Here is a 12,682-nt window from a genome sequence, read left to right as displayed (position 1 = left end):
ATATATGAAGAAAAATACCAAACTGATTAGTTCTGGTCGCAAGAGCCAGTATACACAAGGAGTTGTCAATCCGGTTGTACAACGTGCATCTACCGTGGTGTTTGATACTGTGGAGCAGCTACAGGATGCGGTTAAAGGCCGAGGAAATCGAACGCTGTTTTATGGTCGACGTGGTACGAATACACATTATGCGTTGCAAGATGCGGTTATGGAGTTGGAAAATGCGGCAGGGTGTGCGCTTTATCCGTCAGGTGCAGCAGCGATTAGTCAGTCGTTACTGTCATTTTTGAAGTCAGGCGATCACCTATTGATGGTTGATACTGCATATGAGCCGACCCGGGATTTATGTGACAAAATTCTATTAGGATTAGGCATTACAACGACTTACTATGATCCTATGATTGGTGCGGAAATTGAAACATTAATACAGCCTAATACGCGCGTGTTATTTTTAGAGTCGCCAGGTTCAATTACAATGGAGGTTCAAGATGTACCAAGTTTAGTCAGTGTCGCTAAGCAGCATAATTTAATTACGATGCTAGATAATACCTATGGTAACGGTTGGCATTATAAGCCACTAGATCATGGAGTAGACATTAGTATTCAAGCTGCAACTAAATACATCGTGGGTCATTCTGATGTCATGATGGGCGTGGCTGTTGCCAATGAAGCACACTGGCCGACTTTAAGGGAGCACTCCTATTTACTTGGTCAATGTACATCGGCAGATGATGCGTATTTGGCTTTGAGGGGCTTGCGCACTATGCCCGTTAGGCTGGCGCAACATGAAAAGGCTGCACTGCAAGTGGCTAATTGGCTAGTTGCACATCCTTTGGTAGATCATGTTCGTCACCCTGCACTAGAGAGCTGTCCAGGCCATGAGTTCTTTAAACGAGACTTCTCAGGTAGCAATGGATTGTTCTCATTTGTAATGAAAAAAGGCTCGCAAAAAGCCATTAATGCGTTTTTAGACTGCTTACATCACTTTAAAATGGGTTTCTCGTGGGGGGGATTTGAAAGTTTAGTAACGGCCAATAAATCCATGGCGGCATTACGTTCAACCACAGGCTGGCAAGAGGGTCCCATCATTCGTTTGCATATTGGCTTAGAAGATGTTGATGACTTAATTGCAGATCTTGAAAAGGCATTAATCGTTTACGACGCGAACTGTTAAACATATTTCTAAACAAAAAAGCCGCTAAATGAGCGGCTTTTTTTGTTTCAATGTTTCGTTCATATTGAGCTAGCTTAAAGAGACTTATGGCCTTCCAAGGCTTTAGCTGCATTAGGGTCGTTAAATATCTCTACCTCGAATTCTTTTTCCGACTTCGCAACAACACAAGTTACCATACAATCACCGGTAACATTCACGGCTGTTCTTGTCATATCGAGTAAGCGGTCAACCCCCATAATGATCGCAATTCCCTCTACAGGCAAGCCAACTTGATTGAGTACCATTGCAAGCATTATCAGGCCGACACCAGGGACACCAGCAGTACCGACTGATGCCAATGTTGCGGTCAGTATAACCATTAGATAATCGCTTAGAGTTAAATCGACAGCAAAAACTTGCGCAATAAATACTGTTGCGACCCCTTGCATAATGGCAGTACCGTCCATGTTAATTGTGGCACCTAGTGGAACGGTGAAGGATGCGACAGAATTATGAGCACCGAGCTTCTTGGTTGCTGTTTCAAGCGTGATAGGCATGGTTGCAGATGAGCTTGATGTACTAAATGCAAATAGGCAAGCATCTTTCATTTTGCGCAAAAACGTAATTGGGTTTAGCCCAGTTAAGACTTTTAGAATGATTGAGTAGTTGATAAACGCATGTATGAGTAATGCAGCAACAACCACAAAGAAGTACTTAGCCAAACCATAAATTAAGCCTATGTCTATGGTTGTGAAAAGTTTAGCCATTAAGCAGAAAATACCGTATGGCGCTAAGTTCATCAGTAATGTCACAAGTTTTAGAATGACCGTGTTGAGATCATCAAATACCGCACTAACACGTTTGCCAGCCTCGCCACTTAAAGCCATGGAAATACCAAATAGCAATGCAAACACAATGACTTGTAACATGTTACCTTCAGCCATTGCATTAATTGGGTTGGTCGGAAACATGTTAATGATGACTTCGACCAAAGTAGGCGCTTGCTTTGCGTCAAAGCTAGCATTGGTAGAAATATCATAACCAACGCCAGGGCTCACCAATAGCGCTAAGCTAATCGCAACCGTGATCGCGACTGCGGTGGTAATTAAATATAGCCCGATTGATTTGCCTCCAAGTCGACCTAGCTTTTTAGGGTCGCTTAAACTGCATGTGCCACAAACCAAAGAAATAAAGACAAGGGGGACCACGAGCATTTTTAAGCTGGCGATGAAAATCTGTCCGCCGATATGGAAAAACCCATCAACAAAGACACTTTTTATGGGGAAATCAAACAGACCTAAGGGAATGAAAAGTTCCTTTTGGTCTCCTAATAAGGCTTGGAGCAGTAAACCAACAGCCACACCTGCGATCATACCAATCATGATCCGTGTGGTTAAGCTCATTTTATTATTTATTTGCATAACTTAGGTTACTAAAGTAATCGAAAATCAGCATAGCCTAACAGGCTGACCGCACAAGGCCAAAATAAATCGACAATTTATTGATAAAAAACTGTGATTTTTTGAACCTTTCTAAGGTAGTATGATAAAAAATTACAACTTTAAACTTAGCTAGGGAGAGGGTTTAATGCCTTTAATGCGCGTATTTAGCATTATGATGCTTAGTTTGTGGCTTACTGCTTGCGGTGGTGGTGGCTCAATTGAAAAGAATGATAATAGTGGCGATGGCGACACGTCTGAATATCTATTTACACTTAGCGGGAAGAGCAGTAAAACTAACAACGAGAGTAATTCGGTATCTGTAGATGCACCATTAAACGTGACAGCAGTATTAACCAAAGAAGGTATTATTCAAACTGACGTAAGGGTAACCTTTACCACGGACCAGTTTGCGACTATGACTCCCACCTCAGGGACTGTACTGACCGATCATAATGGTGCGGCGGTAGTGACCCTGGCACCTACTGAAAATGAAGGCGCAGGGCGGTTAACGGTGTCTTATGCTGCCTCAGATGAAACGGTAACAGGTTTTTTTGATTTTAACTCTAGCGGTGGAGGCGGGACTGATTCAGGTGTATCAGGAGATGTGACGTTAACGGTTTCAGTGGTGGATAAAGCGAATCTCCCTTTCACTGAAGGCAACCCTGTAACTCAAGACAATCCTGGGTTTATTAGAGCGACGTTGCAAAAAGATGGCAATGCTTTGGCGAGACAAATTGTATCATTTTCAACAGAGTTCACAGGTGAAATTAAAAATGGTACGGAGCGAGCGATTACAGATGAGCAGGGCCTGGCAGTACTTGAACTCGGCAGTGGTCAGTCAAAAGGAGCTGGTCGAGTAACGGTCACTTATCAAGATACCAGTACCAATGAAAGTATCAGTAAGTCGGATGTGTTTTTCTCATCTGGAGACACTAATCTTGAAGATGATACGAAATTTGTACTCGATGTTAAATTATTAACGGGGTGTAATGCTAACTGGGATGCTAACCGTGATGAGGTTTTGATTGACCCGTTAAATGCAGCATCGGGTTGTCAAGTTGTAAACTCTATTTCATCTAATGATTTAGCAGATATATATATACGTTTAACCAGCGCGCAAACAGGCGACGGTGTCGCGGTCGGTTTGGTAAATGTAGAAACAGGGTTAGGAACAACCTTACCTTCGTCAGGCAATGCGTTAACAGACAATTTTGGTGTAGCTTTGTTAAAGCTACAACCAGGCAATGAAGGCGGTGCAGGCACTCTAAAAGTAACGTCAGCGCAAGCTGACAATGTCGAAGGTACCATTAATTTCTCTGTGGGCATCGCCGACCTGGAATTATCAATCGACAACGGCTTGCCGATAGAAAACGGCAATGTGGTTTCGCTAAATGCAGGCGGCAGCACTGTTATAAGCGTCACGTTGCGAGACGAGTCAGGCAGCCTTTACAATATTCCCACTGATGTGGAGTTTTCATCGACGTGTGCAACAGCAGGCCAAGCGACTATAGATGCTATGGTTAGGTCTGCTAACGGTATTGCAAGTTCTACTTATCGCGCAGTTGGGTGCCAAGGTAATGACGATGTCACGGTTAACGTACAAACTGGCGGTAAAAACTTCAACATACGTACGGTTATTCCTGTGCTATCAGCGCCAGTGCAAGCCATTAAATTTGAAAGTGTCACGGAACAATTTATAGCCCTTCCACCAGGTGAAGGGGGGATCCCAACTCAGTCTATAGTAAAGTTTACTTTACTTGATGAAGACTCGTTAGCTGTACCTAGAGCGCGAGTTGATTTTAAATTATCGGATAATCAAGGGTTGGCAACGCTCACGCAAAGAACCAGTAATACCGACACAGAAGGCTCAGTGCAGACCACCGTTAAGTCTGGTATTGTGCCTGGGCCTTTGGTAGTACGTGCTTGTTATATTCAACAAGCGGATCTAGATATATTGGCAGTTTCGGCCCCAACTGACGATTATTCTTGTTGGGCAGAAGATGTTGAACTTTGTAAAAATACGCCAGCTGATGCGATTTGTCCAACTGGAACGTTGCATTTATATCCATTGTCAAAGCAAGTTTACAGTGTCTCTTCCCAAATAATATTAAGCTCTGGTGTTACAGATCAGAATACATTCGATGCAAGTGCGGATATTCTTAATAGTAACTCGTTAAATCACAATAATGTTATTTCAAATATCACGGTATTCTTTGGTGATCAGTTTAATCAATTTAATGCTGATGGTGTAACCGCAACGGTATTAGCCGAGCAAGGGGCAATAGGTAGCATTGATGGGACAAATACCTTTCAATGTATCACTGATAATGCATCGTGTACCGTGCAATGGCGTAGCCAAGGAGATAGGCCATTTACTGATGCTAAATGGGGAAATCGCATCGGTGCGACTAACCCAAAAACTGGCGCAATAAACTGTGATCTCTATTTTGGTACTGCAGCCCCATGTTGGACTCGCATTCTTAGAGCCAAAAACGATCCCAATGGTGTGGTGATGGGAGGGCGTGTCAGTATACTTGCGGTTGCAAAAGGACAAGAGAATTTTCGTGACGAAGAGGCGAGCGACGGTATTACACGTAGAAATGGTTTATTCGACCTTGGTGAATACCGCCAAGAATTTGATTTAAGCGAAGCTTTCTTAGACACAAACGAGAACTCTGTGTTTGATAAAGAGAACTGTAGCAGTAACGGTACAGGCCCTTGTACGCCTACTACAACGAAAAATGGGGGTCATGATGATGACTGGCGTGATTTGAACAACAATGGCGTTTTTGATGCTGCTGATGGCAAATATAACGGCTTGTTATGTTCGGAAGCTGCACAAGCTGCGAATGAATGTACACGAGATTTAATAGAAGTACGTGATAATCTTGAACTGGTTATGTCTGGCGATGTTCCTTTTGTGAGGTTTTCTATTCCTAAAACGGCTTCTGGTGTTGAACCATACTTAATTCATGTTCCTGCAAATTGCCAATCTGTGCCATTTGATCCAACATCAACGAGAAGCGGCTTAGTGAAAGCCACTATAGAAAACTCTGATAACTCAGGGTTTTGCGATGTTAATACGATTGATTTATCGACATCGACAATTGACGATCCAAATAGCGCAGACCCTGATGTAACGGTCGATGAAGGTGTAACGGGATTTGTTGTTTACATTCATTATTCTGATGAGTTTGGTAATCCTTTACCTGCAGGTACAGAGGTGACGATTACGGCAACGAATGGTGAGTTAAGCTTGAATTCACACCAGGAAACAATCCCAAATACGAACTCTGACCAAACGATGTTTTCGGTTGTCACCCTTACTCGAGAATTAGAAGGGAATAAAAAGTTTGATGGAGCACTATCTATTGAGTTTTTGATAAAAAATGGTGATACAGAAACAAAAATTACCAGAGCGATTAGTATAACGGATGATCGATAGCGATCGTTTTAGAAAAATGCCAACCAGTCAGGTTGGCATTTTTGTATCTATTCCTTTATATTGCGCAGCTTAATTTAGGGTTTATAGTTTTTGAGTAAAATTGCAACAAAAGTTGTGTAATTAATCAGTGATCAGCTAAAAGATTGTATTTAAAGCTTGTAACAATAGGTGTTTGTAGATATACCTATAAATATTAGTCGTCCGTGATGGGCAAAAACGTAGACAAGAACGGTCAAAAATAGGCAGCTATGGGCAAATCGTTAGTAATTGTAGAGTCTCCCGCAAAGGCTAAAACAATTAATAAATATTTAGGTAAAGACTTTATTGTTAAGTCGAGTGTCGGTCACGTACGGGACCTGCCGACGTCAGGTGCAGGTAAAACCAAAGGAGTTGCCACCAAAAGCCCTGCGGAAGTGCGCAAAATGGCGCCAGAAGAAAAGGCCATTTACAAAAAAAACAAAGATTATGCGAATCTTGTTGCACGCATGGGAATTGACCCAGAAAAAGGCTGGGAACCTCATTACGAGGTACTACCGGGTAAAGAAAAGGTAGTCCAAGAATTACAAAAACTCGCTGAAGACGCTGACCATATCTATCTCGCAACCGATTTGGATAGAGAAGGGGAAGCCATTGCATGGCACCTCGAACAAATTATCGGTGGTGAACCTGAAAAATATAAACGCGTGGTGTTTAATGAAATTACCAAGAATGCGATTCAGCAAGCGTTTGAGGCACCTGGTCAGTTAAATACCGATATGGTTTATGCACAGCAAGCACGTCGTTTTCTAGACCGTGTTGTTGGCTTTATGGTCTCACCACTATTGTGGCAAAAAGTGGCGCGCGGGTTATCGGCAGGACGAGTGCAATCTGTTGCTGTGAGGTTGTTGGTAGAGCGAGAACGCGAGATCAAAGCGTTTATTCCTGAAGAGTTTTGGGATATTCATGCAGATGTAACTGCCAGTACGCAACCAATTCGATTGGAAGTGACCAAGTTTCAAGGTAGTGCATTCAAACCAGTGAATGAACAGCAAACGACTGCTGCGGTCACTGTGCTTGAGAAAAGTGATTATAAAGTTGTTAAAGTTGAAGAAAAGCCCAGTAAAAGTAAGCCAAGTGCGCCTTTTATTACTTCAACAATGCAGCAAGCAGCCAGTACGCGTTTAGGATATGGCGTAAAGAAAACCATGATGCTGGCACAGCGTTTGTATGAAGCCGGTTATATTACGTATATGCGTACTGACTCAACAAACCTGTCGAGTGATGCTGTGTCTATGTGTCGCGAGTATATTACGGAACAGTTTGGAGATAAGTATTTACCAGCTAATCCGATTAAATATAGCGCGAAAGACAACGCACAAGAAGCACACGAAGCGATACGTCCATCTAGCGTGACGGTATTGTCAGGCCATGTTGAAGGCGTTGACGCTGATGCCAAAAAACTGTATGAGCTCATTTGGCGTCAGTTTGTGGCATGTCAAATGACGCCTGCAGAGTATGATTTAACCACGATGTCTGTTGCCGCAGGTGATTATACATTGAAGGCCAAAGGCCGAGTGATGCGCTTTGATGGTTGGACTGCGGTTCAGCCTTCGGTGCGTAAAAAGAATGAAGAAGATCAATCATTACCAGCGGTTGCTGTTGGCGATGAGATTAATTTAGTCGCGTTAGATCCGAAACAGCACTTTACTAAGCCACCGGCACGTTTTAGTGAAGCAAGTTTAGTTAAAGAGCTAGAAAAGCGCGGCATTGGTCGCCCTTCAACCTATGCCGCGATTATTTCAACCATTCAAGACAGAGGGTATGTGCGTGTTGAGAATCGCCGTTTCTTTGCTGAGAAAATGGGCGAGATAGTGACAGACCGTTTGGTTGAAAACTTTAATGATCTAATGAATTTTGACTTTACTGCAAAAATGGAAGGTCGTTTAGATGATATCGCAGAAGGCGAGCGTGTTTGGACGCAAGTGCTCGATAAGTTTTATGCAAACTTTTCTCAGCAGCTAACAACAGCTGGTGGTGAAGAAGCAGAAGGCGGTATGCGTCAAAATGTCATGGTTGAAACTGATATAGACTGCCCAACGTGTGGCAGAAAAATGGGTATTCGTACTGCGTCTACAGGCGTGTTCTTAGGCTGTACAGGTTATAACTTACCACCAAAAGAGCGCTGTACAACGACGATGAACTTGGTGTCTGGTGATGAAGCCGTTGCAGCTGATGTGGAAGATGTTGAAACCGAAACCTTAATGCAAATGAAGCGTTGCCCAGTTTGTGAAACTGCGATGGATTCATATCTTATTGATGAAACACGCAAGATACACGTTTGTGGTAATAATCCGGCATGTGACGGTGTGGTTGTTGAGCAGGGTACCTTTAAAATTAAAGGGTATGACGGTCCAGTTATCGAGTGTGATAAATGTGAATCAGAAATGCAATTGAAGTCAGGCCGTTTTGGTAAGTACTTTGGATGTACCAATGAGGAATGTAAAAACACCCGTAAATTGCTTAAAAGCGGTGAAGCTGCGCCACCAAAAGAGGATCCTGTTCACCTGCCTGAATTGGAATGTGAAAAATCTGAAGCCTACTTTGTGTTGCGAGATGGCGCATCGGGGATCTTTTTAGCAGCGCATACATTCCCGAAATCAAGGGAAACCAGAGCTCCTAAAGTCGCTGAACTTAAGCGTTTTAGAGATCGGATCTCACCAAAGTTTTACTATTTGGCAGATGCACCTGAACAGGATGATGATGGTAACTTAGCCGTTATTCGTTATTCTCGAAAAACGAAAACTCAATATGTTATGACTGAAGTTGAGGGCAAAGCCACTGGTTGGAAAGCGACGCTTGATAAAGGTAAGTGGGTGATCGAACAAAAAGTGACTAAAAAGAAAAAGAAGTGATTTTAGTCATTAAAAAATAAAGCCGGGTTTATCCCGGCTTTATTGTATCTGATATAGGTTGGCTTTTGGCAATGTATTAAAGTGCAGAGTGAGAAAAAGTGGGAGGTGCTTTGGGTGGTTAAAAGCGAGGTGCTTAGCTATCAAGTTGACATTGTGCAGAGGCATCATTACTCTCATGTTTCTGTAATGATACACAGACCAAAACTAAAGCCAACTAAGCTGATGTTTAATGCAATTAGGAAAAATTAATAATGCATTCAGTAAAAAAATTCAAATTAGGCCTAGCACCGTTATCTATACTTTTTACCTGTTTAGGTATGAATGTGGGTGTGTTAGCAGACACGCATATTGACGAAAAGCCGACATTAACACCGTGCTACGTAGAAAACCTCGCAGATAGGTTACTGTGTGGCAGTATTAAACGACCACTCTCAGATGATAAGGCAGATGCTGGCGAAATTGACATTCATTTTGCAATTATTCCAGCAATTAAACAAAGTAACCCCACGGAAGCGGTGCTAGGTTTTGCTGGTGGACCAGGACAATCCGCGATTGAATTGGCTGCAATTTTCAATCGAAATTTGCGGTACGCGCGTGAGAATCGAGATATTTTATTAGTAGATCAACGTGGTACTGGGAAATCGTATAAACTTCAGTGTGAATCAGATGATTTAGTTGCTCAGTTTGCTTTTAATGATATGACAGCAGACCTGAATCGTTTAGGAAAAGAAGATACACTCCGTTGCAAAAGTGAGTTGAATATCGACTTAAGTTACTTTTCTACTCCCATAGCAGCGAAAGACTTTGAAGCGGTTCGTAAAGCATTAGGTTATAAAGGGCTGCACTTGTACGGTGTGTCTTATGGTACACGTATTGCGCAAGAATATACTCGACAGTTTCCAGATGCTGTATTAACTAGCACGTTAGATGGTGTTGTGCCTATGCAGCAAAGTTTGTCAGCAATAGGCAGTGCAATTGATACCTCTTTAAAAGCGCTATTTAAGCGTTGTGCATTAGATGAAGCATGTGCTCAACAATATCCAGATTTGACCAAACAGCTAGATATACTGCTGTCAAAACTAGATGAATCACCCGAAAAAGTTACTGTGAGGCACCCTCGTACGCATGAAAAAATAGAGCTTGTAGTGACACGGTTAAAGTTTTTTTCTACGCTTCGAATGGCACTATATAGTCACAGTACTCGCGCGCTGGTTCCCTTGACTATTTCTCAGGCATTGGCTGGAGATTATTCGCCGTTGGTTGGTTTACTGTCGTCCTCTGATATGAGCGACAGTATGGCGCTTGGTATGCATAGTGCTATCGTCTGTGCTGAAGATTGGCCTCGCTTAACAACTGAATCACGGTTGCAATACGGGCAAAGCTATTTTGGCAAATTAATGATTGAAGGACTGGATGTCAGTTGTCCTATTTGGCAGGTTCGCGCTGTTGACGAGGACTTTTATAAGCCATTAAATAATGATATACCGACTTTATTGCTCTCTGGAGGCGTCGATCCTGCAACACCGCCTACGTGGGCGGATTTGACGATGGTTGAAATGAAAAATGCGCGCCATTTAATCGCACCGACTGCAACCCATGGCGTGGTATCACAAACATGTGCGGCAAAACTGGTCAGCGAGTTTATTAATAAAAAAAGCGCTGAGACATTAGATGCCAGTTGCTTAGAGAAAAATAACACAAAACAATTTTTTATGAATTTAAATGGCGCGATACCGCAAGTAGGTGTAAGCAATGATCCTGAGAAAAAAGGAGATAACTCATGATATCAGTCAATAATTTAACGAAGAAAATTGGTTCGGTGAATGCGTTAAACGGTCTGAGCTTTAGCGCCCAAAATGGCAAAATAACAGGGTTGCTAGGGCCAAACGGTGCAGGAAAAACAACCTGTCTTCGTACGGTGTTTGGGTTATTAAAAGCAGATAGCGGTAACACAGAAATTGATGGGATTGATGTTGCTAAAGATCCAATGCAAGCAAAGCAGCAGTTGGGTTTATTCCCAGATCCATGTGGTTTATATGAGCGTTTAACACCTCGAGAATATGTCGAGTTTTTTGCACAACTTAGTGGCATGGATATCGATGATGCGAAAGAGGCAACAACGGATGTGTTATCGAAGTTGAAAATGGAAGATATTGCAGATAGGCGTTGCCAAGGTTTTTCGCAAGGTCAGCATATGAAAACGGCACTTGCCCAAGCAATTGTGCATAAGCCCACCAATATTATCTTAGATGAGCCTACTCGAGGACTTGACGTAATGAGTACACGTATATTGCGTGATTTGCTGCAGATGCTAAAAGAGCAGGGGCACTGTGTGCTTTTTTCGAGTCATGTGATGCAAGAAGTAGCGGCTTTATGTGATCACGTTGTGGTGATGGCGAAAGGTAAAGTAGTCGCAGAGGGATCTCCCGAGTCTTTATGTGAACGCACAGGCAAACAAACGTTAGAAGAAGCATTTATAGAACTGATCGGCAGTGATGAAGGAATTGCAGCGTAATGAAGTTACTTACTGTATTGTTTAAAAAAGAAGTGCTGGATGCAGGCCGTGATAAACGCTCAGTGATGGCTGGATTATACTATGCGATAGGCTCGCCTATTTTGATGTGTGTGTTATTTTCGATAATGTTAAAGCAATTTGCATCTCCGGACGAGCTCAAGATCACAATTAGTAACGCAGATGTGGCACCATCCCTCATTCAATATCTAGATGCTAAAGAAATAAAGCACAGTACAGATGAAGATGTTAAGGCTATAACCTTAGAGATCAGCGAGAATTATCGGCAAAAAATGAGTGAAGGGCGCAGTGCCCAAGTGACGATTATTGCGGATAAATCTGATGATAAGTTACGCAAATCAATTGCTCAATTAGAACGATCACTGATGCAGTACAACAGCGAAATTGCGAGTCTTAGACTATTGTCGAGAGGGATTGACCCAACAGTAATGCGAGCCGTTAATGTGCAGGTGAATGATCAGGCAACCCCAGAGTCAAAAGGGGGGATGTTTCTAGGTATCGCGACCTTGTCTATTGTTCTTACACTGTTTTACGCGGCGATGAACCTTGCGATTGATACCAGTGCAGGTGAAAGAGAGAGAAATTCACTGGCGCTGCTACTGAGTCATCCGTTGAGTAGTATGCAAATCGTATTGGCCAAATCAGGCGCAATTGCAACATACTCAATGTTAGGGTTAGCACTCATTCTTGTGGTGTCTAAATTTGCTTACGCCATGGTGCCATGGGAGCAATTAGGGTTCAGTGTAAACCTCGGTATTGATTTTATATTGCTATGTATGGTGATTGGATTACCCATTGCGCTTATGTCTGCCAGTTTACAGGTATTTGTTTCTTTTATGGCTAAGTCATTCAAAGAAGCGCAAACGTATGTGACGATGGTATTGTTTGTGCCAATGGGATTGAGTATGGTAACGACGTATGACATTGGTACTGAGGTTGTTCAGTGGTTACCGATTGCAGCCCAGCAACACGCTATGATTGAGTTTATTAAAGGTAACCCGTTACCGGTGCCACAGCTAGTTATATCTACTATAGTGACTTTGGCACTCTTTGCACTGTTTAGCTGGCTAAGCAGTCGAATGCTAAAAAGTGAGAAGGTGGTATTTGGCTTATAGCTGACTTTATTTGACATAAAATATGAAAAAGCACTGCAATTGCAGTGCTTTTTCATGCTTGGTTATCCACAGAAAAAGTGGATAACTTGTCATTAAGTTGGGG

The 12,682-nt window shown here is 42.5% G+C and carries 7 protein-coding genes; 6 read left to right on the top strand and 1 reads right to left on the bottom strand.

The annotated features are described in order from the left end of the window. Positions 1 to 4 precede the first annotated feature (4 nt). Positions 5 to 1,174, top strand: coding sequence for a cystathionine beta-lyase (locus J8L98_RS14085; RefSeq protein ID WP_210996918.1), 1,170 nt, complete (start codon positions 5 to 7; stop codon positions 1,172 to 1,174). Positions 1,175 to 1,248: 74 nt separating this feature from the next. Here J8L98_RS14085 and J8L98_RS14080 read toward each other — a convergent pair whose 3' ends face one another. Beyond that, positions 1,249 to 2,574 carry a dicarboxylate/amino acid:cation symporter gene (locus J8L98_RS14080; RefSeq protein WP_210996917.1) on the bottom strand — a complete coding sequence of 442 codons (1,326 nt, stop codon included), beginning with the start codon at positions 2,572 to 2,574 and terminating at the stop codon, positions 1,249 to 1,251. Between the two features lie 166 nt (positions 2,575 to 2,740). Here J8L98_RS14080 and J8L98_RS14075 point away from each other — a divergent pair, with 166 nt between their 5' ends. From J8L98_RS14075 to J8L98_RS14055, 5 genes are all read left to right on the top strand, one after another. Continuing rightward, complete coding sequence (locus J8L98_RS14075; protein WP_210996916.1) at positions 2,741 to 6,040, top strand: hypothetical protein; 3,300 nt, start codon at positions 2,741 to 2,743, stop codon at positions 6,038 to 6,040. Between the two features lie 248 nt (positions 6,041 to 6,288). Beyond that, positions 6,289 to 8,931, top strand: a complete 2,643-nt coding sequence (gene topA, locus J8L98_RS14070; protein ID WP_210996915.1) for a type I DNA topoisomerase — start codon at positions 6,289 to 6,291, stop codon at positions 8,929 to 8,931. Positions 8,932 to 9,182: 251 nt separating this feature from the next. Further along, positions 9,183 to 10,715, top strand: a complete 1,533-nt coding sequence (locus J8L98_RS14065) for an alpha/beta hydrolase (protein WP_210996914.1) — start codon at positions 9,183 to 9,185, stop codon at positions 10,713 to 10,715. Beyond that, on the top strand, positions 10,712 to 11,446 hold the full coding sequence (locus J8L98_RS14060) for an ATP-binding cassette domain-containing protein (RefSeq protein ID WP_210996913.1): 735 nt from the start codon (positions 10,712 to 10,714) through the stop codon (positions 11,444 to 11,446). Before J8L98_RS14065 ends, J8L98_RS14060 begins: the two co-directional genes overlap by 4 nt. Next, positions 11,446 to 12,579, top strand: coding sequence for an ABC transporter permease (locus J8L98_RS14055; RefSeq protein ID WP_210996912.1), 1,134 nt, complete (start codon positions 11,446 to 11,448; stop codon positions 12,577 to 12,579). The genes J8L98_RS14060 and J8L98_RS14055 overlap by 1 nt, the downstream gene beginning before the upstream one ends. Positions 12,580 to 12,682 lie beyond the last annotated feature (103 nt).

The sequence above is a fragment of the Pseudoalteromonas sp. MMG013 genome (genome assembly GCF_018100885.1).
GTDB lineage: Bacteria > Pseudomonadota > Gammaproteobacteria > Enterobacterales > Alteromonadaceae > Pseudoalteromonas > Pseudoalteromonas aurantia.
This window is presented reverse-complemented; position numbering and strand designations above follow the sequence as displayed.

Coding starts and splice junctions, on each gene's coding strand:
- J8L98_RS14085 (WP_210996918.1), top strand. CDS start 5: ATGAAGAAAAATACCAAACTGATTAGTTCTGGTCGCAAGAGCCAGTAT.
- J8L98_RS14080 (WP_210996917.1), bottom strand. CDS start 2,574: ATGCAAATAAATAATAAAATGAGCTTAACCACACGGATCATGATTGGT.
- J8L98_RS14075 (WP_210996916.1), top strand. CDS start 2,741: ATGCCTTTAATGCGCGTATTTAGCATTATGATGCTTAGTTTGTGGCTT.
- topA (WP_210996915.1), top strand. CDS start 6,289: ATGGGCAAATCGTTAGTAATTGTAGAGTCTCCCGCAAAGGCTAAAACA.
- J8L98_RS14065 (WP_210996914.1), top strand. CDS start 9,183: ATGCATTCAGTAAAAAAATTCAAATTAGGCCTAGCACCGTTATCTATA.
- J8L98_RS14060 (WP_210996913.1), top strand. CDS start 10,712: ATGATATCAGTCAATAATTTAACGAAGAAAATTGGTTCGGTGAATGCG.
- J8L98_RS14055 (WP_210996912.1), top strand. CDS start 11,446: ATGAAGTTACTTACTGTATTGTTTAAAAAAGAAGTGCTGGATGCAGGC.